The following is a 24862-nucleotide window of genomic DNA, read 5'->3' on the forward strand; positions in this document are numbered from 1 at the left end:
ATTCTTTTTAAATTTAAGGAGGCTTGCTTCATGAAAAAATCATTAAAATTCAGTTTCTCCTTGCTTCTCATCACTATACTTATGTTTTCACTAGCCGCTTGTAATAGTACCACCAAAAATGAAACGAAGAAGCTTGAAAAGGTACGTATCGCTGAAGTTACTAGGTCCATATTTTATGCTCCGCAATATGTTGCTCTAGCTAAAGGATTTTTCAAGGCAGAAGGCTTAGATGTGACGCTGACAACAACACCAGGCGGCGACAAAACCATGACAACATTAATTTCCGGAGGGGCTGACGTTGCTCTTGTTGGATCGGAAACCTCGATTTATGTATACGCGCAAGGCGCAAATGATCCGGTCATTAATTTTGCCCAATTAACTCAGACAGATGGTACATTCCTCGTTTCTAGAGAAAAGATAGATAATTTCTCGTGGGATCTGTTAAAAGGAAAAACCTTCTTAGGACAACGTAAAGGCGGCATGCCGCAAATGGTTGGCGAGTTTGTTTTAAAGAAGCATGGCATTGATCCACATAATGATTTGAACTTAATCCAGAATATTGATTTTGCTAATATTGCCAATGCTTTTGCCTCAGGAACGGGCGAATTCGTGCAATTATTTGAACCAACTGCGAGTATTTTTGAAAAAGAAGGCAAAGGTCATATTGTTGCATCCTTCGGGAAAGAATCTGGCCATGTTCCATACACCACTTTTATGTCCAAGAAAAGCTATATGAATGAAAATAAAGAAACCATCGAAAAGTTTACTAGGGCTATTTACAAAGCACAACAGTGGGTCGAATCCCATAGTGCCGAAGAAATTGCTAAAGCGGTCGAATCATTTTTCCCGGACACAGACTTAGCCATTATGACCACCGTTGTGGATCGTTATAAAACTCAAGGGTCCTTTGCCACAGATCCAATCCTCGATCAGGCGGAATGGGATAATCTTCAGAACATCATGAATGAAGCAGGAGAACTTCCAAAAGAAGTAGATCATCAAACACTTGTAAACACAAAGGTAGCTGAAAAGATTATTAACGAATAAAAGAAAGGGAGGCCGTTTCCATGAGTTTTTTGTCCGTTCAAAATATTCATCACACCTATTTTACTAAAGCCTCTGCTGCCACGGCCCTCTCCGATATTTCATTAACCGTTGAGGAGGGAGAGTTTGTCTCCCTTCTCGGCCCTAGCGGCTGTGGTAAGACGACTTTGCTTTCCATTATCTCTAGTTTGCTTAAACCAACACAAGGTACTGTTTTGTTGGAGAATAAGCCTGTAACTACCGCCAAAAACCAAATCGGTTACATGCTCCAGCAAGATTATTTGTTTCCATGGAAAACGATTGAAGAGAATATTCTGTTAGGTCTGAAATTATCGAAGCAGTTGAATGACCAAACAAGAACGACGACCCTTAACCTCTTAGAGCAAATCGGATTGAGCGGTGTGGAAAAACAACTGCCTAGGCAGTTATCTGGTGGGATGAGGCAGCGGGTAGCGCTTGTCCGGACCCTCGCCACAGAACCAAAACTGCTAATGCTCGATGAGCCCTTTTCTGCTCTCGATTATCAAACAAAATTGAAACTTGAAGACCTAGTTTCACAAACATTAGATGACTTTGGCAAAACCGCTATACTCGTGACACATGATATTGGTGAAGCAATTGCTATGAGTGACCGTGTCTATTTGCTTTCACCTAGTCCAGGCAGGATTTATAAAACATTTACAATGCCCGATGAACTAAGAAAAATCTCCCCGTTTGAAGCAAGAAATCATGAAGCATTTTCAAACATCTTTCAAACCATATGGAAGGAGTTGGAATCTCTTGAGCGAGAAAAAGATTAAGCTAGAACTCCTCCATAGAAACTATATTCAATCGTTAAAAGTTGAAAAAAGATGGGTGAGATTTTATCAAGCAATTATCTTTGTCGTCTTTTTTGCTAGTTGGGAATTTTTCAGTCAAAAACAGTGGATTGACCCGCTTCTTTTTAGTTCTCCGTCGAAAATTTGGAACTTGCTTCTGGAAAAGATTAATGATGGAACATTAGTCAACCATATTGGGGTGACCTTAACAGAAACGGTCTTAGGATTTATTCTTGGCACACTTCTCGGTACGTTATTAGCGGCTATTCTTTGGTGGTCACCAATGATTTCAAGGGTGCTAGACCCTTATCTAGTCGTCTTAAATGCCATGCCAAAAGTCGCATTAGGGCCGATTTTGATTGTTGCGCTTGGGCCAGGATATCCGTCAATTATTGCCATGGGTGCGATAATCTCGATTATCATTACCACGATCGTTGTTTATACCTCATTTAAAGAGGTAGATCCGAACTATCTAAAGGTACTCCAAACATTCGGAGCCACCCGTTTGCAATGCTTCAAGGAAGCAATTCTCCCTGCTAGTTTTCCGACGATTATATCTACCTTAAAGGTAAATGTCGGCTTATCATGGGTCGGTGTTATTGTTGGGGAATTCCTTGTGTCCTCCAGAGGACTGGGCTACATGATCATTTATGGCTTCCAAGTATTTAATTTCACCCTTGTTTTCTTATCACTCTTGATTATTGCCGTAATTGCCACTATTATGTACCAACTCGTAGAATTACTCGAGAAAAAACTTATCAAGGAATAGCAGATATAGAAAAGCGGAGCCGCCTTGATTAGGGGCGACAGGCATAAGACGAGCCGGCGAGAAGGTTGCTCTTTAACCTTCTGACGGATTAGACCTGCGAGCCCCTAGGCGCTGGAGCTAGACATTGTCTGCTATTCCCTTTCACTTTTTAGCTTTTGTATAAGTTTTACACATTGCTCAACAACCTGATCTTTCATTATAAAGCTGTATGTATCTCCAAATCGCTCCGATAAAATATCACCTTGAACTAGCACGGGGCCATTGGTTTCGTAGTAACCAGACGTTTTCTCTATCCTTTTAACTTTCCCCCAAAAAACGATTTTTACAAATGACCTGTTAGGTTCAGAAATTTTATACTCAGCCAAAAATGTTAGTTCAGCTAATCTTGCACCTGTCTCTTCAAATACTTCTCGTCTTGCTGCCTCTTCGAGTGATTCCCCAGACTCACTTTTTCCTCCTGGAAATTCAAGTCCCCTTTTTTTATGGTTGGTCAAAAGCCACTCATCCCCATGTTGGCAGATGACTAACACATGTTTTGCTTTCTCTTGAAAAGAATTTGAACTAAAAGACAATTCAACTTGATTTCCATTTTCATCTAAAAAATGTATCATCTTATATTCCGCCTCAACATTTATTGCTCTTATTATAATCAAAAAAAGAAAAATCCTAAAGGAAGGATTTTTCTTACAAATTATTTTGGTAATATATTCATGCTTTCAATGTGACTTTTTGATTCTTCATCACCCAGCTTATGCAGCATTCCGTACACTTGTTGGAGTGTATTATCATAAGCATCGTTTTCACGGTCGTAATGATACTCGACATATGGAACATGGGCTCGAAAGAAGTTCTTCCATTCGGTTGAATAGTTTTGATTAAATAATTCACGCAGTTGAGTAATTTCTTCATCACTTGCCTGGATTTTATAACTCCATGTTGAACTTGTGGCACTTTGCGAAATTTCACCGCTCCCTACATCAATATAATAGGTTTTCTTTTGCTCATCCATTATGTTCATCCCCTTTTACTCATTAGTAATTTGCAAATAGAAAAAATTTATTCTCTGCCAAATTTCGATTCATTTTTTAAGAACGAATACGGTATAATAAACACACACCAAAGAAACAGACTTTTCTGTCAATTTACAAAAACGAAAGTTAGAATTATTTTATCTTTAAAAGGGAAAAGAATATAACAAGGAGGTGTACAAAATGAAATTAGTCGATGAATTATATGAAATGTACCGAAATAAGTTAACCGGTGACGAAGAAGATATTGATATGCTGGCATTTGCTTTCTTAGAAGAAATGTCACATGAGGATTTACTTGCATTAATCCAAGACATGGATAAACAGGAATTATATAATCTAATGGGCATTTATTTAATTGAAAGTTTAAAAGGTAAATTTGCCCAAGAAGAGTACGGCCAGCATCGCACGAATACTTATCATCCTCGAAATATTCATTGATTATACATAATAGTGTAGAAACGGAAGCCAAAACAGAGGGCTTCCCTTTTTCTTTTCTCAACAAAACATAAATCATGTTACAATAGAGTAAAAAAGGAGGCCGCCTACAGAAATGTATGTAGTAGCCGTAATTTGTATCATGATTGTTATCGTAGTTCTAATTCTAGCCGTGGGCACCACTTCTAAAGCCTACACTTATAAACACACGGTAGACCCAATAGAAAATAACCCGCATCTTGACCAAGAAAAAAATCAGGATGAAAAGAAAGGTTAAAAAAATTCCTATTCACGTCGAATAGGAATTTTTTATAATATTAAGCAAAAACCTTTTTTAGGTCTTCTTTGCTTTGCTCAAGCCAGAAACGCATTAAACGCTTCGCTCCTTCTAGGTCATGCAGTTTTGCTTGACCGCATTGTCTTTCATTTGCAGCAGGAATTTCAATAATTTCAAGGGCATCTTTCATTGTATCTTCCATAAGATCAATGATTTCCTCCACAGTAGGTTCGCCGCTAACAACTAGGTAATAACCGGTTTGACAACCCATTGGTGAAATATCGATAATATCGAAGTGGTCATACTTCTCAGAATGCTTACGAAGATTAAAAGCAAGCAAGTGCTCTAATGTATGAATCACATCTGGTTTCATTGCTTGTTTATTTGGCTGGCAAAAACGAATATCATATTTATTAACAACACCGTCACTACCAACTTTGTGAACACCACAATGTCTCACATAAGGGGCTTTAACAGCGTTATGATCTAAATCAAAGCTTTCAACTGAAGGCATCGAAATCACTCCTTTTTTTATCTACTAGTATCATACAATAAATTCCGAGTTTTTTCATCCACTTACATTTATTTAACAATTTAGACGTTACTTTTAATTTATGGTATGTTGTAGATAATTGTCATAAAGGAGTGTTACGAATGGTAAAAAAATTTTTCCTAACTATTATTCGGTTTTATCAAGTTGTTATCTCACCATTAAAACCACCCACCTGCCGGTTTTATCCGACATGTTCTCATTATGGGGCAGAAGCAATTCAACGGTTTGGTGCCTTAAAAGGCGGCTGGCTTACGATTAAAAGGATATCAAAATGTCATCCGTTTCATCCGGGAGGGTTAGACCCAGTTCCCGAAAAGGATTCACATTAATTCTTATAACCATCCACAATAAGATCCAGTTTCCCTGTCTTAGGATCAATAACTAAGCCATGCACAGGAACATCCTTCGGCATTAATGGATGATTTTTAATAATATCTACGCTGTGTTCTACGCTCTCGGTTACATTGTCAAACCCATGCAGCCATTCTTTTATATTAATCCCTGAATATGTAAGCGTATCGATCGTTTCCTCCGATATTCCCCGTTCTTTCATGTTTTCAATTACTGGTTCTGCCTTCATACCGCTCATCCCACAATCATAATGAGCAATCACCAAAACCTCTTGAGCCTTTAATTGATAAAGAGCAATCAATATACTTCTCATCACACTGCCAAATGGGTGTGAGATCAAGGCACCAGCATCTTTGATTATTTTCGCATCGCCATTTCCCAAGTTTAATGCTTTGGGTAATAGTTCGAGCAGCCTTGTATCCATACATGTTAGGATGACCATTCGTTTATTTGGGAATTTGGTTGTTTCATACTTTTCATACTCATGGTCTTCCACAAATTTTTCATTAAAGTCTAGAATCTCATTCAACAATTTTGAGTTATTCAAGTTAACCACCCTTCCTTTTTTCTATCTAAGCATACATAATATTTGATGAAGAAACAAAATTTTATACTTGCTTTTGAAGAAAATTTTTTGTAAGATACTAATGGAAATCGGAATCGTTCCGTATTATGTAGTTATATTAATTCAGAATTCAAAAAAAATTTCGGAAATAAATCGTAATAAATCCGATTTATAAACATATGAAGGAGTTCCTATGAAGAAAATCATCCTTATCTTATCAATTCTTTTACCACTAAGTCTGTTCATGTCCGCGTGTTCAAATGGTAAAGAACAAGACCAAAAAAAGAAGGACCAGTTAACCATTTATACCACTGTATTTCCACTTCAATACTTTACTTCACAAATAGGTGGAAAATATGTAAATGTTAACACGATCTATCCACCTGGGGCAGATGAACATACATTTGAACCTTCCCAAAGGGATATGATGAAGTTAGCTGATTCAGACTTATTTTTCTATATCGGGCTTGGGCTTGAAGGGTTTGTAGAAAAATCAAAAGAAACATTGAAAAATGAACATGTCAAACTAGTACCTACCGCAGAGAACATTGATCTCCCAAAATCGACGGATACACATGATGAGGAAGAAGATCACCATGACACAGACACACATACAGATGTCAACCCACATGTATGGCTTGACCCAATTTATTCAAAGGAAATGGCAGCTGTCATCCGTGATGCATTAATTAAACAGATGCCGGAGCACAAAGATCTATTCAATAAAAATTTTCAACAACTTGCCCTTAAATTAGATGAACTTAATACCAATTATGAACAGACAATTACAAAGGCAAAGCATAAAAAGATCATCGTTACACATGCAGCGTTTGGTTATTGGGAAAAACGATATGGAATTGAACAAATTAGTATATCAGGTCTTTCGACTGCCAATGAACCTACTCAAAAGGAGTTAGAAAAAATCATTTCCATTGCGGAGGACGAAGGATTACACTATATGCTATTCGAACAAAATGTCCAATCGAAACTTGGAAAAATCGTTCAAAAAGAAATTGGAGCTAAAGCATTACCTATTCATAACCTTGCTATATTATCGAAAGAGAATATTATAAAGAAAGAAACATATTTTTCATTAATGAATCAAAATCTTGAATCATTAAAAACAGCTTTAAACAACTAAATCGATACAGAAATGAACCAGACTAACCTGGTTCATTTTTTATATTTTCTCCTAAAATACAAATTTCTCTTTCAATTGCAAGACTTGCTGAAGTCGTTTCTCGTTAATCTCAAAACCAATCCCAGGACTTGAAGGTACGGTTACAGAACCTTTATGAACGTTTACTTCCGGAGTAATAATATCTTCTTCCCAAAAGCGGTTTGATGAAGAAATATCCCCTGGGATTGAAAAGCCTGGTAAAGAAGCAAGTGAAATATTATGGGCCCTGGAAATTCCGAATTCAATCATCCCTCCACACCAGACATGTATCCCCTTTTCAAAGCAATAATCATGAATACGTTTCGCTTCATTCAAACCTCCGACCCTGCCCACTTTAATATTAATCACTTTGCAACTTCCGAACTCGATTGCTTTTCGTGCATCATCAAAACTGTTAATACTTTCATCTAAACAAATGGGTGTTTTGATTTCCTTTTGAAGCAACGCGTGTTCAAGGATATCATCAACGCTGAGCGGCTGCTCAATCATCATTAAATTGAAGTCATCAAGAGCTTTAATTCGATCCATATCAGCTAATGTATAGGCAGAATTCGCATCAGCCATGATTGCAATATCAGGATACACACGGCGAATTTCAGACAGTAAGGAATAGTCTAGTTTTGGACTAATTTTTACTTTAATGCGCTGATACCCCTCCTGAAGATATTGGTCAATCTGCCGGAGTGCGTTTGTAGTTGAATCCGTCGCGACCACCACACCTGCTGCAACAGCCGAATATATGCCTCCAAGGGCTTTTGACAATGGCTGCGAATGACATTTTGAATATAAATCCCATAAAGCCGTTTCTAAAGCAGCTTTAGCCATATTGTTCCTACGTACCGAACTAAAAAGCTGAGACACCTGCCGAGGATGATCGATGGGATTTTTTTGAAGAAGTGGTATTAGAAAATCAGTGATCATATGTAAACTTGTTTTAACTGTTTCTTCTGTATACCACGGAGTCGAAAAAGCAACACCCTCACCGTATCCTGAAACACCATCTGAATTATTTATTTTAATGATAATCCCCTCACGCACCTCTACCGTACCTAAATGGGTCAGAAACGGGTCCTTTAACGGCATTTCAATGACATTTATCTCGATGGAGTTTAGCTTAATCAATGGTGATGCCCTCCTTTATCCACTCACGGAGTTCTCGTCGAAGCAGTTTTTTCGAGGCATTTCTCGGCAGTTCCTTCGTAAAATAAAATGCTTTTGGCACTTTATATTTGGCCAATTTTTGTTGGCAAAATTGTTTAAGTTCTTCGCCCGAAAGGTTTGCTCCGTTTCTTGTCACAATAAAGGCTATTGGTATCTGCCCCCACTCCGCATTCTCTGCATGTGTCACACCTGCCTCGCTCACATCAGGATGTGACAATAAGACAGCTTCTATTTCTGCGGGGTAAATATTTTCTCCCCCTGAAATAATTAGGTCTGAACGCCGGTCGAGGACATATAAGAATCCCTCTTCGTCCTGGTAACCAATATCACCGGTATGGAACCAACCATTCCTAAACTTTTCTTTTGAAACTTCCGGTCGAAATAAATAGCCAGGAGTAACATTGGGGCCTTTAATGACAATTTCACCAGGAATATCCGGCAGCGCCACATTACCATCCTCAGTTACGATTTGGATTTGTGAGGGGAACAACGGCTTGCCTGCAGAACCCAGCCTTGTCAAACTGTATTCAGGTGCAAGTGTAACAATTTGTGAAGAGGATTCGGTCATGCCATAAGTTTGGAATACAGGGATATCTTTTTCGACACATGCTTGAAGTAATGGTAATGGTGCGGGTCCACCTCCAAGAAGCATACAGCGGAATTGTTTTGAAAGGCGCCGTTCTTCAAGAGCTTCAACGATTCTTGTCAAGGTAGTTCCAACAACAGACATAATCGTCACCCTCTTGTCATTGATATCAGCAATTATCTTTTCCACATCAAAATGGTCATGAAGAACAATTGGCATGCCATAAATGACACTCCGCATGAGTATGGAATAGCCGCTAATATGGAACAATGGAACATTACATAGCCAGCAATCCCCTTCCATAAAGCCTAAATTTAAGGCTGAACCAACGGAACTCCACCAGTGATTTCCATAGGTTTGAATTACCCCTTTGGGATTACCTGTGGTTCCTGATGTATACATAATGGTGCATATATCGGAAAGCGATATTTCTTCAATGATATTCGGCACGTGCGTGACACAGGAAAATATATCGTCTTTTGTTAAGATTTTTAGCGATGGAATTCTTTTCTTTATGATGGATTTGGTTTCAAAAAAAGAATCATCAAGAATTAATGAAACTGCCTTTGAATCGTTAAGCTGCCAGGAAAGTTCTGAAGGAGAGAGGCGATTATTCAATATCACGGATCTAACTCCTAATAACTGAAGGGCAAATAATATAACAACTGTATCAATATTGTTTTTTAATAAAACACCCACATATTGGTTTTTTTGAAAACCTACTCCTTGTAGTTTCCCTGCAACCTGGTAAGAAAGTCGGTAAAGTTCTTCAAAGGTTACTACTTCTTCTTGAAAATAAATCGCAGTTCGTTTAGGAGTTAGAAACGCTCTTTTCTTCAAAAAATTAGGCATCATTTCATTTTGCATAATGGTTCACCTTTCTTAATCTGTCTAGCTAAAAGACCCATTTCGATTAAAAACAGCTTGATGGAGACCATCAAGCTGCTGAGAAAAGCGCAAGCGCCCGTTTAGCTGCGTATGGACTGGAGCACTTTGACTAAGATAAAGGAAACACGGAGAGTGTTAGCGATCCGATGTTGACTTATCGAAAGGAAAAGAGCGAAGTCCACTAGCCGCTGGGCGCTGGAGCTAGACAGTTATCTTCATTCAAAAACTTAAACTTATCGTTTTACTAATATGATCAAGGAAAACGTGGGAATTTCCCAAAGTCAGGCTTACGTTTTTCTTTAAAGGAATCGCGTCCTTCTTTTGCTTCATCTGTTGTATAGTAAAGCAGGGTTGCATCCCCAGCAAATTGTTGTAGTCCAGCTAAGCCGTCTGTATCTGCATTCATTGCTGCCTTCAAGAAGCGCAAGGCTGTAGGACTTTTCTCAAGAATTTCATTACACCACTGAATCGTTTCTTCTTCTACTTTTTCAAGTGGAACAACCGTATTAACTAAGCCCATATCAAGTGCTTCTTGAGCATTATATTGACGGCATAAGTACCAAATCTCACGAGCTTTTTTATGACCAATGATTCTTGCAAGATAACCAGAGCCATAGCCTGCATCAAAACTTCCAACCTTTGGACCAGTTTGCCCAAATACTGCGTTGTCAGCCGCAATCGTTAAGTCACAAACAACGTGAAGAACATGGCCGCCGCCTATCGCGTATCCTTTTACCATCGCGATAACAGGTTTTGGAATCACACGGATAAGGCGTTGAAGATCAAGAACATTTAGGCGCGGAATCTGATCCTCGCCGACATATCCTCCATGGCCGCGTACACTTTGGTCTCCACCCGAACAAAATGCTTTATCTCCAGCACCTGTTAGGATAATAACCCCTATACTTGCATCATCACGCGCATAGGCAAATGCGTCAATCAATTCAGAAACTGTTCTCGGTGTAAATGCATTATGTACATGTGGACGGTTAATGGTAATTTTGGCAATACCATTAGATGTTTCATATAAAATTTCTTCATATTTGCGTCCCGCAATCCATTCTACTGTCAAAATAATCTCCTCCTTTATTTATTTTCATTCGACAAAAAGTCACTTACTATTGTACCAAACTTTTCAGGTTCTTCCACATGAATTGCATGCCCGCTTTCCTCAATCACTACCCAAGAGCTATTTTTTAGCTCCTTCATCATATGACTCGCAATCGAACAAAACTTATGATCCTCCGCACCTGTTAAAAGCAAAACTTCACAAGTTAATTCACTTAACCTGCCCCACCAAGATGATTGGGACCCAGTGCCCATTCCAAGTAAACTGTTGGCTAGGCCGTTGGGCGAATTATTCAAACGCTGTTCCCTAATCTTTTTCTGAGTTTCCCTTGGAAGGCGCTTCATGGTGGAAAAAAGGGGAATCTCTTCCCAATAATCCACAAACGCTTTGATTCCCTGTTCCTTAATAAAGTTAGCAAGTTCGGCATCTTTCATACGGCGATGTTTTTTTTCGACTTCCGTCGCCAGGCCTGGTGAAGTACTCTCAAGTATTAATTTTCGGACACGCCCTGGATACAAAATGGCAAAGGTTAATGCAAGTCTTCCACCCATGGAATAACCAAGAAGATCTACTTGCTCAATCTCCATTTGATCAAGGATCGTGTTTAAATCAGAAGCAGCAGCATTCATTTGATATCGATTCAGTGCCTCGGGGGACTCTGTTTTTCCATGTCCAATAATATCAGGGATAATCAGCTTTGTCGACTTTCCCCAGCTTTCATAAAATGGAGCCCAAGTGGCAGAGTCTCCCGTAAAACCGTGCAGCAATACAAGGGGAACAGGGCCAAGTTCGTCACCACAAACTTCGACATAGTAACGGCTCCCATCGATAACGATATACATTTATTGTTCACCTTTGACAAAGTTTGATATTTCCTGGGAAACATAGCCCCAAAATTCGCGGTGTTCGTCACGATTCCGCTCTCTGTTGGTTTCCAACTCGAATACATTTATCCCGGTCGAATTGATGGATTTCCTCATTTCCGCACCAAAATGATCCCAATCCTTTATTCTTATGTAATTTCCATTAAACATCTTAACAGCATGCTCAAAATTAATTCCGAGCGGAGTACCGAACAAAAGTTCAAAGTTTTCCGGATGCTCTGATTGCGGGAGGAAGGAGAAAATTCCGCCGCCATTATTATTGATTAGAATTATATTAATATTTATATTGTATAGTTTTGCTGCAATCAACCCATTTAAGTCATGGAAAAAGGTTAAATCACCAAGGACAAGGTACAAGGATGATGAGTTTAATGCAGCACCCAAAGCCGTAGAAACGGTACCGTCGATTCCATTCGCTCCCCTATTTGCCATTACTTTAATTGTTTTATGATTACTAAGAAAAAAGCTATCTAAGTCACGGATTGGCATACTATTGCCTACAAATAGTGCAGCTCCTTCAGGGAGCATATCAGCTAATTGATAGAACAGTCTGCCTTCGCTTAAATCTGTTATATCGCTAAGCGATATCATCGTTTCTTTTGATATTTGGTTAACCCTTTTCCAAGCTGTTAGGAAATCGACAGAAGATTTCTCATCTGTATATGTTTCTATTTTCTCGCAGAATAACGATTCATTACAGAAAATCATATTTGTTGATAACGATGCTGGGTCACGCCACCCACCGCCGCCATCGATCACATACTGATCAGCGTCTCCATTTTCTTTTATAAAAATTGTTAATGCTTTAGAAATGGGCATTGCTCCAAATCTAAGAATAACATCCGGCTTTAAGAAGACTTTTGCATCGTCGTTTCTTAAAAAGGTATCATAGGCTTCAATAATATTATCAAGGCTATGTTTCCCACTTCTTAACTGTGACAAGGGGTCAGCAATAATCGGGAATTTAAGTTTTTCAGCTAGCCGCGTTACAGCCTCAGAAAAAATATCATCGACAATAGTTCCACATACAATAATTCCTCTATTTGTTTTTGACAGTTTTTCGGCAATTTCTTTAAATTGTTCTTCTGCCATTGTTAAATCCCCAGTATGAACTTTCACATAGCCGTTCGGACGTTCACGAAGCTGGAAGAGTTCATCATCCAGCTTGGGTACTAATGGTTCCCTAAAAGGAAAATTCAAATGTACAGGACCAGAAGGCGCACTTTTTGCAATGGCTACCGCTCGTGCACAAATGGTTCGAGCATAACGAATGATTTCATCACTTTTTTCAGGTAAAGCCATTTCAGAAAACCACTTTACATGTTTCCCATATAAATGGATTTGATCGATTGCTTGTGGTGCACCTACTTCTCTGAGTTCATGAGGCCGATCTGCAGTTAACACAATCAAAGGTACTCGTGCATACCGCGCTTCAACAATTGCAGGGAAATAATTCGCTGCGGCCGTACCTGAAGTACAAAGGATTGCAACTGGTTTATTTAAAGACTTGGCTATTCCTAAAGCAAAAAAAGCAGCTGACCGTTCATCCACATGTATATGAACATTAAGATCAGGATGCTCTGCCATAATCATCGCCATAGGAGTGGACCGAGAACCAGGGCTGACAACCACATCGGTTACTCCCGTGAAGATAAGTTCTGAAACAATAGCTGCTATATAGGCTGTTAATGATTCTTGATGATCCATATCAATTTCCTCCAAGGGCTCGGAGCATAGGTTTAAATTTCAAACTCGTCTCCAAATATTCACTTTCTGAGTCAGAATCTGCTACAACTCCACATCCTGCAAACAACGAAACTTCTTCCCCCTGAATGAGTCCAGAGCGAATGGAAACAGCAAATTCACCATTTTTTCTATAATCCATCCAGCCTAATGGGGCAGCATAGAAACCACGATCCAGTTGTTCTACTTCTCTAATTTTAACAACTGCTTCCTCTTTCGGAAGTCCGCCCAAGGCTGGTGTTGGGTGTAGTCTTTCGACCAATAGCATCAGTGAAGCATCTTTATGACATTTTCCGACCACAGGGGTATACAAATGCTGTATATCTCTTATCTTCATTAAATGTGGCTTTTTAGGTAAAATAATTTCTTGGCAAGATTCTTCCAGAGCTTCTTTTATCATTTCCACAACAAAGCCATGCTCTTTCAAGTTTTTTTGGTCATTTAATAACATCTGACCCAATTTTAGGTCTTCCTCTTCTGTTTTGCCTCGTGAGATGGAACCAGCAAGACACGTTGAGTACACTTCATTTCCTTGCTTTTTCACCAGTCTTTCAGGGGAGGCGCCAATAAAACAATCACCATTTGATTCAAATGCAAAAATAAAGCTTTCATGCTGCTGCATATACAAATTATTTAGGACATCCTCTGCCATAACTTGGCCGTCAAACACAAGCCTCAATTCACGAGCAAGCACAACCTTTTTTAGCGGACCATCTGTTAATTCCTTCACAACTCCATCAACAGTTTTCTTCCACATCTCAGGTCCAATCTCTTTCATTTCCAGAAGTGCAGCGGCCGAATTTTTGGGGTCATTTTGATGGAGAGCATTTAAAATTTCATTTCTCTCTTCGCTTACTGTTTTAAATAAGTGAGGATCCTCATGAGGAGTACAAACCGTATTTGTTGTTAAAAACGTTTGACCTTCAATAATACTCAATAAATATTTCGGCAGATGGAACAAAGAATTGGCGTACTCCGACCACAGGTCGGTTTTTTCTTTGTAGGGGTCAAACGAAAAGCCGCCGAACATAACTGGCCCTACACCCATTTCGGTATATGGATTAAAAATAAGGCTATCCCTTAAAAATTTTTCCCATTCTTTTTCAACATGAAAAAAGCGGTCAGAAGCCTGATCCGACTGAATTTGTTTAGAAATCCCGAGTCCAATAAGTACGGTTTCATCTGTTGGGTCTTTCCAAAAGAATCGTTCACCGCGAAATTGTTCTTTTCCTATATTAAAAAATGATAGTGGGTTTATCGTGTCCATTTTATGAACTTCACTAATTAAAATGGGCCGGCCTAGTTCTTTTGCGCGTTTGACAGCCAAAAGACCACGTTCCATTATTTCCAATTCTTGAATGGTAATCAAACAAATCCCTCCAAAACAGCCGAAATGACTGTTATCCATTCATATTAAAGCAATTTTTAGCATACTACCTTCATTGTAAAGAAGTCAGTAATACTTGTCACTAGCAAACCTGCTCCATTCCCTATTATATCTTAAGATTTCACCTAATTGATAAAATCAGCTCTCACATTGATTTTTTCATTTTTATCATTTTCCCACCAACCATCCAATAATAATCAAACAGGTATAATCTTCTAGATTTGATAGGAAAAATTAATTGACACTATTCCTTGAATTACATACACTTAGTTTTGGGCACGGCCCATTTTTACATCGAACCTAACCTTTTATATAGAGAAAGAAACTAAAAAAGGGAGAGAAGAATATGCAACCAACTATACAGAAGAATTCTGAACCTGTAGTTGAATCAAACCGCGGCTTTCAAGTATGGTGGCAAATGACCCGTCCCCATACATTAACTGCTGCATTCGTACCTGTTCTGCTTGGTACGGCCCTATCACTTAAACATGGGAACATTCATTTTGGTCTATTTTTTGCCATGCTTATAGCGAGTTTATTGATTCAAGCTGCAACCAATATGTTTAATGAATATTTCGATTTCAAACGCGGGCTGGATACTGCTCAATCTGTTGGAATTGGCGGCACCATTGTTCGTGACGGAATAAAGCCAAAAACAGTCCTAAATCTGGCATTTGTCTTTTATGGAATTGCCTTATTATTAGGGATCTATATTTGTGCTAATAGCAGCTGGTGGTTAGCAGCTGTGGGGTTAATTTGTATGGCTGTGGGATATTTTTACACTGGAGGTCCTTTCCCGATTGCTTATACACCATTTGGTGAAATTCTTTCCGGATTCTTTATGGGAATGCTGATTATTTTAATCTCCTTCTTTATCCAAACGGGAACAGTCAGCACCACGAGTATTCTCGTCTCTGTTCCAAGTATGATATTGGTTGGGATGATTATGTTATCAAATAACATCCGCGACCTAGATGGCGACAAAGAAAACGGGCGTAAAACAGTGGCCATTCTAATTGGGAAAAAACGTGCCATTTACTTATTAACAGGGATGTTCACTTTTTCATTTCTTTGGGTCTTGGGACTTATCATTTTGGGTATTTTGCCAGTTTGGACAGCACTTGTGATCCTTAGCGCTCCAAAGGCTATTAAGGCTACTAAAGGCTTTATTGAAAACACGATTCCAATTAAAATGGCACCAGCCATGAAAGCTACGGCACAAACAAATACTATATTTGGATTTTTATTAGCGATTGGAATATTTATTGGGCATTATCTATAAAAAAAGGCTTCTGCTCTGGCAGAAGCTTTTTTTTAATGCAGGGGCTTAATCCCCCATATATCATCAGCGTATTCCTTAATGGTACGGTCGCTTGAAAAGTAACCAGCTTGGGCGATATTTCTTAAGCTCATTTGCTGCCAACGTAATCGATCAGTAAATGTTTCACCAATTGAACGTTGTATATCCGCATAGGATGCAAAATCCTTTAAGACAAAATATTGATCATTTTCCTGAAGGAGCGAATCAAATATTGGTTCAAATTCATTATTTGCCCCAGGGAAAAATCCATTAACAAGTTGATCTACTGCTTGGCGAATCCGATAATCATGGTGGTAATATTCATCAGATTGATAACCGCCGTACTGATAGTAGTGTAGAACCTCATCAGCGGTTAATCCAAACGTGAATATATTGTCATTACCGACTAATTCACGAATTTCAATATTGGCACCATCTAAAGTTCCTACCGTTAATGCTCCATTTATCATAAATTTCATATTTCCTGTCCCGGAGGCTTCCTTACTTGCAGTAGAGATTTGTTCACTCACATCTGCTGCAGGGAAGATTTTTTCCGCAAGCGAAACACGATAATTTTCTAGAAAGATCACTTTCATTTTATCGCCGATTACTGGGTCATTGTTTACCTTTTCCGCTACAGAATTTATTAATTTGATGATTTTCTTTGCATAATAATAGCCTGGCGATGCTTTGGCACCAAAAATAAACACTCTAGGAACAACAGGGTAGCTTGAATCTTCTTTTAGCCGGTTATACAGATGCATAATATGTAAAACATTTAAAAGCTGCCGCTTATACGCATGCAGACGCTTTACTTGTACATCAAAAATAGCATTAGTATCCACCGCAGTTCCCGTTTTCTCGAGAATAACTTTCGCAAGCGTTTGTTTGTTTTCATTTTTTATTTTTAACAGTTGTTCCAAAAACGAAGGATCATTTTGATAATGGAGCAGTTGGGAAAGTTCTGTTGCTTGATAGGTCCAATCGGAACCGATGGTTTCTGTAATGAATGAAGATAATTTTGGATTTGCTTTTAACAGCCAGCGCCGATAGGCAATTCCGTTTGTCTTATTATTAAATTTCTCAGGAAACAGTTGATAAAATTGATTCATCTCACGCTTCTTTAAAATTTCTGTATGCAGTTTTGCCACACCATTAACACTAAAACTTCCAACAATGGCTAAATGAGCCATTTTCACATAATTATCGGCTATAATGGCGAGTTCCCTAATCCGATCCCAGTCCCCAGGAGTTTGTTCCCACAAATCCTTGCAAAATCTTTCATTGATTTCTTCTACAATCATATAAATCCTTGGAAGCAGCGGTTGGAAAATATGTATCGGCCACTTCTCTAAAGCCTCAGACAATGTCGTATGATTCGTGTAGGAAATGGTTTGTTTGGTAATATTCCATGCCTGTTCCCAATCATACTCTTCTTCATCAAGCAGAATCCTCATTAGTTCTGGAATGGCTAATACAGGGTGCGTATCATTGATATGAATACAGATATGTTCATGAAGTTGTTTCAAGCTGCTGTGTTGCTTTCGATAGGTCTTTAAAATAGATTGAATACTGGCAGATACTAAAAAGTATTGCTGTTTCAAGCGTAAAATCTTTCCTTCATCATGGGTATCATCAGGATATAAAAACTCCGAGATCATTTCCGTTTCCCGTTTATATTTTAAGATATCCTTATGTAAGGGAAATTGAGAAGGTTCAGCATTCCAGAGTCTTAATGTATTAATTGTTTTTGACTGATACCCAATGACAGGCATATCGTGTGGCACAGCCGTAACTGTTTCAGTATTTAGGTGATGAAAAACAAGGCGGCCGTTTTCCATCTTTGCTTCGACTTTACCCCAAAAAGGAATTTTAATAGAACTATCAGTTTTACGTATTTCCCATACATTACCATTTTTTAACCATTGTTCCGGCAATTCAACTTGATAGCCATCAACAATTTTTTGTTCAAATAAACCATGTTTATAACGAATTCCATGACCATGGCCAGGTAGGCTTAGAGAAGCTAATGAATCTAGAAAACAAGCGGCTAATCTTCCTAAGCCGCCGTTTCCTAAGCCTGCATCTGCCTCAAATTCCTCTAGCTCACCTAAATCTATACCTAATTCTCTCAAACCAACTTGAACGGTTTCTTCCACCCCGAGATTGATTAGATTTTGTCTAAGTAATTTCCCCAATAAATATTCAATGGAGAGATAATAAACCTGCTTTCCCTTTGCTGCTAGATGTTTCTCATTTGTAGTAATCCAATCTGCACTAACAAATTCACCAATCATCATACCAAGTGTTTGATAATGGTCTCTGGCTGAGCTATCTGAGAAGCTCTTCCCACATACCATCTCAATCCTTTTTAGAAAGCTTTCTTTAAACTCGACCGTATTAGAAAACATGTGTTTCACTCCTTGCAACGATCTCTGCATATAATTGATTATAGCTATACGCTGACTGTGCCCAGCTATAATCCATTTCCATTGCTTGTTTTACAATGGAGTTCCACGAATGTGAATCATGGTAAACACTTAGAGCTCGTTTAATCGTATAGAGCATATCGTGGGCATTAAAATTGGAGAAGGAGAATCCGTTTCCTTTTCCTGTAAATTCGTTCCAAGAGTTTATTGTATCATTTAAACCGCCTGTTTCCCTAACAATCGGGATAGCTCCATATTTCATGGCGATCAATTGTCCAAGCCCACAAGGTTCAAATTGGGAAGGCATTAAAAATAAATCGGCAGCTGCATAAAGTTTATGGGCAAGCCCTTCATTAAAACCTGTATGAACTTTTAATTTTTCAGGATAAATCCGTGCCGCCTGTCTTAAATGTTCTTCGTATTCATAATCCCCTGTACCCAAGACAATTACCTGGACGTCCTCCTGCAAAATTTCACGAAGTACACACTTAACTAGATCAAGGCCTTTTTGCTTTGTCAGTCTTGTAATCATCACTAATAAAGGTGTACGTGACGACTGAGGCAATCCAAAGTGATCTTGGATCTCACTTTTATTTACCATCTTTTTCTGATGATGATTAACCGTATAAGTTTGATAAATTAATGGATCTTTTGCAGGATTATAAAAATCTTCATCAATCCCGTTTAGAATTCCAATCAGATCCTCTTTTCTTGATCTTAATAAACCATCTAATTTTTCACCATAAGCAGGTGTTTGAATTTCCTCTTTATAGGTTGGGCTTACTGTCGTAATTTTGTCCGCTGCGACAAGTGCCCCCTTCATATAATTAATATTTCCGAAAAACTCTAAGTGACCGGAATGAAAAGAATTATAATCCATTCCTAACAAATCTCCTAATACCTCTTTCGGAAATATCCCTTGGAATTGCAGGTTATGAATGGTAAACACCGTTCGTATGTGACCATATTCTTTTCGTTTTTGATATTCTGTCCGTAAAAGGAAAGGAATCATTGCCGTATGCCAATCATGACAATGCAGCACATCGGGATAAAAATTAAGCTCCGCGATTGTTTCTAAAACTGCCCTATTAAAATAAGCAAATCTTTCCCCATCATCATAATATCCATATAAACCTTCTCGTTTGAAATAATATTCATTATCGATAAAATAGAAGGTTACTCCTTGATAGGTAAGTTCCTCTATACCACAAAATTGATTTCTCCAGCCTACAGAAACGGTGAACTCTTTCACCTTTTTCATTTCACTCTTAAATTCATCTGCAATGGTTCCGTATTTTGGAAGAATGACTCTAACATCAGTTCCTAAACTCTTTAATTCTTTTGGAAGGGAACCTGCAACATCGGCTAATCCTCCCGATTTTGCAAATGGTCCACATTCCGACACTGCAAATAGTACTTTCACGAGTTCATCAACGCTCCTTGTTTGGTCCCTTTACGAATCACAATTGGTGATTGTGCTGTGCCAGACAAATGCGTTCCGGCCTCCACTTTAACGTCTTTGTCTAAAATTACGGAATCAAGATAACAGTTATCTTCAATTTGGCACTTTTGCATGATGATACAATTCTTAATAACGGCACCTTTGCCAATCTTTACTCCTCGAGAAATAATACTATTTTCTACCGATCCATTGATTACACAGCCATTGGCAATCATTGAATTTCTTACTTCAGACCCCTTTACATGCTTCGTTGGTGGTTCATCCTTAACCTTAGTAAAGATTGGCTGATCATTTGGAAATAGCTGTTGCCATACTTCGGGCTGTAATAAATTCATGCTAGTAGAAAAATAGTTTTCGATTGAATCTATCATCACGGCATAACCGTCATATTCATAGTGACAAACAGAGTAAAGATCCTGAAGGTCATTAACGACATCATTCATACATGTATACCCTGTTTCATTTCGTGTTTCAATTAACTTAATCAGGAGAGATGTTTTAATTAAGTACATCTCCATTGAACCTCCATCTTTGCGATGGATTTCGGTGATGTCACAGCCAGAACGACTATGCCAATCTAGGATTGGTCTAAAGTTCATGTTGAACACTGTATTACAATTAGTAATGATTGCATACTCTTGCGTACTGCGATAAAAGAAGTCCAAATTTGCTGCAAAATTTTCAAACGAGCCGATTTTATTTCCATCAAAATCAACGATTGGAGAAGGGAAAAAGAAAAGACCATCCCGTTTTCTGTTTAAATCCCAATTCTTACCGGAACCCAAATGATCCATCAGTGAACGGTACTGCATTTTTGGAAATATTGCCACACTACGAATACCTGAATTCACCATATTTGATAACACAAAATCAATAATCCGGTAACGCCCTGCAAAAGGCAGAGCAGCGAGTGAGCGATGCGTTAATAAATCCTCTAAATCGTCATGATATGTTGTGGCGTCAATTACACCTAAAAGCTTTCTTTTCAATCAAAGTCCCTCCTGGATTTTATTAAAAAGCAGGATAAAGCCCGCTTAACATTTCATTAGTAACTAAAATAATCTCATCATCAAACGAGCGAATAACGGTCCCATCTGGAACCTTTACATCTTCTTGAACTATCGCTTTCTCAATCAAACAATTACTGCCAATGATCGCATCAGGCATGATGACAGACTCTTTAATAATTGTTCCTTTACCGACCGTCACACCTTGAAATAGAACAGATTTGTCAACTTCTCCTTCAATCGTACACCCTTCATTAATAAGTGACTCTTTTACAATTGCATCTGAAGAAATATATTGCGGCGGCTGGTTTGGATTGACAGAATAAATCCTCCATCCGTGATCAAATAAATCTAAATCGCAATCTTCACTTAACAAATCCATGTTAGCCTCCCAAAGGCTTTTAACTGTACCCACATCTTTCCAATATCCTTTAAACGGATAGGCATATAACTTCTTATTTTCCTCTAAAAGCATCGGGATTACATCTTTACCAAAATCATGACTTGAATCAGGATTTCGTTCGTCCATTTCTAAATATTCTTTAAGTATATTCCAGCTAAAAATATAAATGCCCATTGAAGCAAGATTATTCTTCGGATTGTCTGGCTTTTCATCAAAATCGGTAATTCTTAAATCTTCATCCGTATCCATGATCCCAAAACGGCTGGCTTCGTTCCATGGAACTTCTATTAAGGAAATCGTAACATCCGCTCTTTTTTCAATATGGTACTCTAGCATATTCTCATAGTTCATTTTGTAGATATGGTCACCGGAGAGAATTAACACATAATCTGGCTGGTATTGTTTAAGGTAATTTAGGTTTTGATAAATGGCACTGGCGGTCCCCGTATACCACTTTACTTCAGAAGATTCGGCATATGGAGGGAGTACAGTTACCCCGCCATCCTTTCGATCAAGGTCCCAGGCACTGCCAATCCCAATATAGGAATTTAATAATAATGGTTGGTATTGTGTTAAAACCCCGACTGTATCAATGTTTGAATTGGCACAATTACTTAATGGGAAATCAATAATACGATATTTCCCTCCAAAAGGAACCGCAGGTTTCGCTAGATCCTTTGTCAGCGAATTAAGCCTACTCCCTTTTCCTCCTGCTAATAACATGGCTACGCACTTTTTCTTTGCCATTACCTTTTCGCTCCTTTCGCTTTTTAACCGGTCTGATGATTTGAAATCCAAACGCAGGAATTGTTAAATTGATTGAATGCGGCTGGCCATGGTATGGCTCTTCTGCTGCAATGATTGTTTTTTTATTAACCAATCCAGCCCCACCGTATTCTTCATGATCACTATTGAAAATTTCGCGGTATTCACCACTTTTAGGAACACCAATGGTATAGACAGGATAACTAACGCCTGTAAAATTACAAATAACAACTAGAGTTTCATCTTCCTTTTTCCCTTTTCTTATAAAAGAATAAATAGATTGTGCACTGTTATCTGCATCTATCCATTGGAATCCGTCTTGTAAATAATCAAGTTCATAGAGAGCCTTTGATCGTTTATAAACTTTTGTTAGGAACTTGACATAAGCATTTAATTTTTGGTGCATTTCATAGTCCAATAAGTTCCAATCAAGCTGCTCTTTATCTTTCCATTCAGCAAACTGTCCTAATTCAAAGCCCATAAACAGAAGTTTTTTTCCTGGATGGGCAAACATATAACCTAACAAAAGTCTTAGCTGTGCAAATTTCTCCCAATAATCACCTGGCATCTTATCTAATAATGACTTTTTCCCGTGAACTACTTCATCGTGAGAAAAAGGAAGCATAAAGTTTTCTAAAAAGGCATATAAAAATGAAAACGTTACCTTGGAGTGAACATGAGACCGTAGAAACGGTGGTGTTTCCATGTACTCCAACATGTCATTCATCCAACCCATATTCCATTTATAATCAAAGCCAAGTCCACCGTAATTAACTGGGGTTGTAACATTTGGATATTCGGTTGAGTCCTCCCCAATCATTACAAAATTTGGATTATGCTCGTGTACTTGATTATTTAATTTTTTCAAGAAGTTAATGCCAAATGGATTCTCTCGTCTTTCATTAGTACCGTTTGGCCAGTATATGATATTTGCTACTGCATCCATACGAAATCCATCAATATGGAAATAATCAATCCAAAATAGCGCATTAGAGATAAGGAAACTTTGTACCTCACCTTTTCCAAGGTCAAAGTTTGCTGTTCCCCATACAGCATTTTCTCGATCACTTTCGGTTGAATAGGAATAAATGTGCGTCCCATCGAAACGATAAAGTCCATGCGCATCCTTGCAATAATGACCAGGAACCCAATCAAGAATAACTCCAATACCATGTTGATGCATTTGATCAACGAATTCTCTAAATTCATCCGGCGTTCCATACCTGGATGTTACCGAAAAGTAACCAATTCCTTGATAGCCCCACGATGCGTCCAGCGGGTGCTCAACAAGCGGTAATATCTCAATATGGGTAAAACCATGTTCCAATACATATGGAATAAGTTCTGCTGCCAGTTCTAAATAGGTTAGGTACTCCCCATCTTCTTTCTTTTTCCAAGACCCTAGATGCACCTCATAAATCACGGCTGGTTCTGAAAGAAGTGGCTTTTTTCCTCTTCGAGTCATCCATTGATTGTCCTGCCACTTATAATTTTCTAACGAATAAACAATCGAAGCTGTATTGGGTCTTATTTCAGAATAAAAAGCAAATGGATCTGATTTTAACAACTTCTCACCTGTTTGTGAGAAAATTTCATACTTATAAAGCTTTCCTGTTAGATCCCTGTTTACAATCAGAATCCATACTCCCTCATCGTTAACCCTTTGCAATTCATACCCTTCACCATTCCAGTTATTAAAATCCCCCGTAAGCCTAACTTCCGAAGCATTAGGGGCCCATACGCAAAATCGTGTATAAATTTTATCGGAATTCTTAAAGATATGAGCGCCAAAAAGCTGATGACTTTGGAAAAAATTTCCCTCATGAAATAAATGCAACTGATAGTCAGTCGGAAAAAACGTATTCACTGTCATGGCTCTCCTCATCCTCAATGAAAATATGTATTTCAAAAACCAATTATAAGTGTATTTTATCAATATTCCTCATAAAACTTTTTTATCTTTTCTGACAATAATCGATACTATATTCCATTAAAAACTAAAGTTCGCCATTTTTCGACACCATTCTTCAATATATCCTTCATTAATCGTCAAAAAATTATAAAAATTTTTTAATTTTTTTTATTTTTCAGCCCAAAAATGTTATTTGAAATATAATTCAAAATTAGCCTAATAGGCAGAAATGTAAGCGTTGCCAGCAGAGTTTCGAAAAAGGCATGAGTGAAAATATTATATTAATATATCATTTCTTAGTAAGGAGTTATCCGTTCGCTGATGAGTGCTTTAAGAGCCCAAGAGGGTATTTTAGGCTAGGAATAAAGGAGGAGAATTTCTGGTTGAAGTAAAACATCACGGTACATCAATAGATCTTTAGCAGCCCAGTTAAATATTGAATACAATCGAATTTTAGCAAAAGTATGCATAAAAAGACTGATAACAAAATTGTTATCAGTCTTCTATGACCCCTACGGGACTCGAACCCGTGTTACCTCCGTGAAAGGGAGGTGTCTTAACCGCTTGACCAAGGGGCCATAAAATATGGCGGAGAAGGAGGGATTTGAACCCTCGCGCCGGTCACCCGACCTACACCCTTAGCAGGGGCGCCTCTTCAGCCACTTGAGTACTTCCCCGTTTGGCTCCGCAGGTAGGACTCGAACCTACGACCGATCGGTTAACAGCCGATAGCTCTACCACTGAGCTACTGCGGAACAATATATGGTGGGCCTAAATGGACTCGAACCATCGACCTCACGCTTATCAGGCGTGCGCTCTAACCAGCTGAGCTATAGGCCCATA

General features: G+C 38.4%; 23 protein-coding genes and 4 tRNA genes. 8 read left to right on the forward strand and 19 right to left on the reverse strand.

The annotated features are described in order from the left end of the window. Positions 1 to 30 precede the first annotated feature (30 nt). The 3 genes from FS608_RS24680 to FS608_RS24690 are packed head-to-tail and all read left to right on the forward strand — an operon-like array spanning position 31 to position 2631. Complete coding sequence (locus tag FS608_RS24680) at positions 31 to 1047, forward strand: ABC transporter substrate-binding protein (protein ID WP_144555223.1); 1017 nt, start codon at positions 31 to 33, stop codon at positions 1045 to 1047. Between the two features lie 20 nt (positions 1048 to 1067). Next, complete coding sequence (locus FS608_RS24685; RefSeq protein ID WP_144555224.1) at positions 1068 to 1844, forward strand: ABC transporter ATP-binding protein; 777 nt, start codon at positions 1068 to 1070, stop codon at positions 1842 to 1844. Beyond that, positions 1825 to 2631 carry an ABC transporter permease gene (locus FS608_RS24690; protein WP_260871810.1) on the forward strand — a complete coding sequence of 269 codons (807 nt, stop codon included), beginning with the start codon at positions 1825 to 1827 and terminating at the stop codon, positions 2629 to 2631. Before FS608_RS24685 ends, FS608_RS24690 begins: the two co-directional genes overlap by 20 nt. A 131-nt stretch (positions 2632 to 2762) precedes the next feature. Here the strand turns inward: FS608_RS24690 and ytkD are convergent, their stop codons facing one another. Further along, positions 2763 to 3242: an RNA deprotection pyrophosphohydrolase gene (ytkD, locus tag FS608_RS24695; RefSeq protein ID WP_144555226.1), complete on the reverse strand. Its 480-nt coding sequence runs from the start codon at positions 3240 to 3242 to the stop codon at positions 2763 to 2765. An 80-nt stretch (positions 3243 to 3322) separates the two neighbouring features. After that, on the reverse strand, positions 3323 to 3640 hold the full coding sequence (locus FS608_RS24700; RefSeq protein WP_144555227.1) for a hydrolase: 318 nt from the start codon (positions 3638 to 3640) through the stop codon (positions 3323 to 3325). Positions 3641 to 3842: 202 nt separating this feature from the next. Between FS608_RS24700 and FS608_RS24705 the strand changes: the two genes are divergently transcribed. Together FS608_RS24705 and ytzI are read left to right on the forward strand one after the other, a co-directional pair. Continuing rightward, complete coding sequence (locus tag FS608_RS24705) at positions 3843 to 4100, forward strand: DUF6154 family protein (RefSeq protein WP_026563229.1); 258 nt, start codon at positions 3843 to 3845, stop codon at positions 4098 to 4100. Positions 4101 to 4212: 112 nt separating this feature from the next. Continuing rightward, a complete protein-coding gene (gene ytzI, locus FS608_RS24710) occupies positions 4213 to 4374 on the forward strand; it encodes a YtzI protein (protein ID WP_144555228.1) in 162 nt (53 codons plus the stop codon). Positions 4375 to 4414: 40 nt separating this feature from the next. Here the strand turns inward: ytzI and FS608_RS24715 are convergent, their stop codons facing one another. Then, positions 4415 to 4888, reverse strand: coding sequence for an S-ribosylhomocysteine lyase (locus FS608_RS24715; protein WP_144555229.1), 474 nt, complete (start codon positions 4886 to 4888; stop codon positions 4415 to 4417). Positions 4889 to 5028: 140 nt separating this feature from the next. Between FS608_RS24715 and yidD the strand changes: the two genes are divergently transcribed. Continuing rightward, positions 5029 to 5256, forward strand: a complete 228-nt coding sequence (yidD, locus tag FS608_RS24720) for a membrane protein insertion efficiency factor YidD (RefSeq protein ID WP_144555230.1) — start codon at positions 5029 to 5031, stop codon at positions 5254 to 5256. Here the strand turns inward: yidD and FS608_RS24725 are convergent. Next, entirely contained in the window at positions 5253 to 5825 is a 573-nt protein-coding gene (locus FS608_RS24725; protein ID WP_260871811.1) for a beta-class carbonic anhydrase, read from the reverse strand. The two genes, yidD and FS608_RS24725, sit on opposite strands and share 4 nt — an antisense overlap. Before the next feature lie 211 nt (positions 5826 to 6036). Here FS608_RS24725 and FS608_RS24730 point away from each other — a divergent pair, with 211 nt between their 5' ends. Beyond that, positions 6037 to 6984 (forward strand): metal ABC transporter solute-binding protein, Zn/Mn family, encoded by a 948-nt coding sequence (locus FS608_RS24730; RefSeq protein ID WP_144555231.1) that lies wholly within the window; start codon positions 6037 to 6039, stop codon positions 6982 to 6984. 51 nt (positions 6985 to 7035) lie between these two features. Here FS608_RS24730 and menC read toward each other — a convergent pair whose 3' ends face one another. From menC to FS608_RS24760, 6 genes are all read right to left on the reverse strand, one after another. Next, a complete protein-coding gene (menC, locus tag FS608_RS24735) occupies positions 7036 to 8142 on the reverse strand; it encodes an o-succinylbenzoate synthase (protein WP_144555245.1) in 1107 nt (368 codons plus the stop codon). Then, a complete protein-coding gene (locus FS608_RS24740; RefSeq protein ID WP_144555232.1) occupies positions 8138 to 9637 on the reverse strand; it encodes an o-succinylbenzoate--CoA ligase in 1500 nt (499 codons plus the stop codon). The genes menC and FS608_RS24740 overlap by 5 nt, the downstream gene beginning before the upstream one ends. A gap of 274 nt (positions 9638 to 9911) precedes the next feature. Further along, positions 9912 to 10730 carry a 1,4-dihydroxy-2-naphthoyl-CoA synthase gene (menB, locus tag FS608_RS24745; protein ID WP_144555233.1) on the reverse strand — a complete coding sequence of 273 codons (819 nt, stop codon included), beginning with the start codon at positions 10728 to 10730 and terminating at the stop codon, positions 9912 to 9914. Between the two features lie 14 nt (positions 10731 to 10744). After that, positions 10745 to 11569 carry a 2-succinyl-6-hydroxy-2,4-cyclohexadiene-1-carboxylate synthase gene (gene menH, locus FS608_RS24750; RefSeq protein ID WP_144555234.1) on the reverse strand — a complete coding sequence of 275 codons (825 nt, stop codon included), beginning with the start codon at positions 11567 to 11569 and terminating at the stop codon, positions 10745 to 10747. Continuing rightward, the gene (gene menD / locus FS608_RS24755; protein WP_144555235.1) at positions 11570 to 13318 is read right to left on the reverse strand and encodes a 2-succinyl-5-enolpyruvyl-6-hydroxy-3-cyclohexene-1-carboxylic-acid synthase; all 1749 of its coding nucleotides are present in this window, start codon (positions 13316 to 13318) and stop codon (positions 11570 to 11572) included. 1 nt (position 13319) lies between these two features. Continuing rightward, positions 13320 to 14723 (reverse strand): isochorismate synthase, encoded by a 1404-nt coding sequence (locus FS608_RS24760; RefSeq protein ID WP_144555236.1) that lies wholly within the window; start codon positions 14721 to 14723, stop codon positions 13320 to 13322. Positions 14724 to 15087: 364 nt separating this feature from the next. Between FS608_RS24760 and FS608_RS24765 the strand changes: the two genes are divergently transcribed. Then, positions 15088 to 16023, forward strand: a complete 936-nt coding sequence (locus FS608_RS24765) for a 1,4-dihydroxy-2-naphthoate polyprenyltransferase (protein WP_144555237.1) — start codon at positions 15088 to 15090, stop codon at positions 16021 to 16023. 32 nt (positions 16024 to 16055) lie between these two features. Here FS608_RS24765 and FS608_RS24770 read toward each other — a convergent pair whose 3' ends face one another. From FS608_RS24770 to FS608_RS24810, 9 genes are all read right to left on the reverse strand, one after another. Then, positions 16056 to 18452 (reverse strand): glycogen/starch/alpha-glucan phosphorylase, encoded by a 2397-nt coding sequence (locus FS608_RS24770; RefSeq protein ID WP_144555238.1) that lies wholly within the window; start codon positions 18450 to 18452, stop codon positions 16056 to 16058. Then, positions 18442 to 19893 carry a glycogen synthase GlgA gene (gene glgA / locus FS608_RS24775; protein ID WP_144555239.1) on the reverse strand — a complete coding sequence of 484 codons (1452 nt, stop codon included), beginning with the start codon at positions 19891 to 19893 and terminating at the stop codon, positions 18442 to 18444. Before glgA ends, FS608_RS24770 begins: the two co-directional genes overlap by 11 nt. Further along, complete coding sequence (locus FS608_RS24780; protein ID WP_144555240.1) at positions 19890 to 20921, reverse strand: GlgC family sugar phosphate nucleotidyltransferase; 1032 nt, start codon at positions 20919 to 20921, stop codon at positions 19890 to 19892. The genes glgA and FS608_RS24780 overlap by 4 nt, the downstream gene beginning before the upstream one ends. A gap of 22 nt (positions 20922 to 20943) precedes the next feature. Next, positions 20944 to 22089 carry a glucose-1-phosphate adenylyltransferase gene (locus FS608_RS24785; RefSeq protein ID WP_144555241.1) on the reverse strand — a complete coding sequence of 382 codons (1146 nt, stop codon included), beginning with the start codon at positions 22087 to 22089 and terminating at the stop codon, positions 20944 to 20946. Further along, on the reverse strand, positions 22037 to 23980 hold the full coding sequence (gene glgB / locus FS608_RS24790) for a 1,4-alpha-glucan branching protein GlgB (RefSeq protein ID WP_144555242.1): 1944 nt from the start codon (positions 23978 to 23980) through the stop codon (positions 22037 to 22039). Before glgB ends, FS608_RS24785 begins: the two co-directional genes overlap by 53 nt. A gap of 545 nt (positions 23981 to 24525) precedes the next feature. Next, positions 24526 to 24597: transfer RNA gene (locus tag FS608_RS24795), tRNA-Glu, on the reverse strand. An 8-nt stretch (positions 24598 to 24605) separates the two neighbouring features. Then, positions 24606 to 24696, reverse strand: a tRNA-Ser gene (locus FS608_RS24800). 3 nt (positions 24697 to 24699) lie between these two features. After that, positions 24700 to 24774: transfer RNA gene (locus FS608_RS24805), tRNA-Asn, on the reverse strand. An 8-nt stretch (positions 24775 to 24782) separates the two neighbouring features. Further along, positions 24783 to 24859: transfer RNA gene (locus FS608_RS24810), tRNA-Ile, on the reverse strand. Positions 24860 to 24862 lie beyond the last annotated feature (3 nt).

This window comes from Bacillus sp. X1(2014), assembly GCF_007678255.1.

What these genes read in the sequence shown, in the direction of transcription:
- FS608_RS24680 (WP_144555223.1), top strand. Translation starts at nt 31, where the DNA reads ATGAAAAAATCATTAAAATTCAGTTTCTCCTTGCTTCTCATCACTATA.
- FS608_RS24685 (WP_144555224.1), top strand. Translation starts at nt 1,068, where the DNA reads ATGAGTTTTTTGTCCGTTCAAAATATTCATCACACCTATTTTACTAAA.
- ytkD (WP_144555226.1), bottom strand. Translation starts at nt 3,242, where the DNA reads ATGATACATTTTTTAGATGAAAATGGAAATCAAGTTGAATTGTCTTTT.
- FS608_RS24700 (WP_144555227.1), bottom strand. Translation starts at nt 3,640, where the DNA reads ATGGATGAGCAAAAGAAAACCTATTATATTGATGTAGGGAGCGGTGAA.
- FS608_RS24705 (WP_026563229.1), top strand. Translation starts at nt 3,843, where the DNA reads ATGAAATTAGTCGATGAATTATATGAAATGTACCGAAATAAGTTAACC.
- ytzI (WP_144555228.1), top strand. Translation starts at nt 4,213, where the DNA reads ATGTATGTAGTAGCCGTAATTTGTATCATGATTGTTATCGTAGTTCTA.
- FS608_RS24715 (WP_144555229.1), bottom strand. Translation starts at nt 4,888, where the DNA reads ATGCCTTCAGTTGAAAGCTTTGATTTAGATCATAACGCTGTTAAAGCC.
- yidD (WP_144555230.1), top strand. Translation starts at nt 5,029, where the DNA reads ATGGTAAAAAAATTTTTCCTAACTATTATTCGGTTTTATCAAGTTGTT.
- FS608_RS24730 (WP_144555231.1), top strand. Translation starts at nt 6,037, where the DNA reads ATGAAGAAAATCATCCTTATCTTATCAATTCTTTTACCACTAAGTCTG.
- FS608_RS24740 (WP_144555232.1), bottom strand. Translation starts at nt 9,637, where the DNA reads ATGCAAAATGAAATGATGCCTAATTTTTTGAAGAAAAGAGCGTTTCTA.
- menH (WP_144555234.1), bottom strand. Translation starts at nt 11,569, where the DNA reads ATGTATATCGTTATCGATGGGAGCCGTTACTATGTCGAAGTTTGTGGT.
- menD (WP_144555235.1), bottom strand. Translation starts at nt 13,318, where the DNA reads ATGGATCATCAAGAATCATTAACAGCCTATATAGCAGCTATTGTTTCA.
- FS608_RS24765 (WP_144555237.1), top strand. Translation starts at nt 15,088, where the DNA reads ATGCAACCAACTATACAGAAGAATTCTGAACCTGTAGTTGAATCAAAC.
- FS608_RS24770 (WP_144555238.1), bottom strand. Translation starts at nt 18,452, where the DNA reads ATGTTTTCTAATACGGTCGAGTTTAAAGAAAGCTTTCTAAAAAGGATT.
- FS608_RS24785 (WP_144555241.1), bottom strand. Translation starts at nt 22,089, where the DNA reads ATGGCAAAGAAAAAGTGCGTAGCCATGTTATTAGCAGGAGGAAAAGGG.
- glgB (WP_144555242.1), bottom strand. Translation starts at nt 23,980, where the DNA reads ATGACAGTGAATACGTTTTTTCCGACTGACTATCAGTTGCATTTATTT.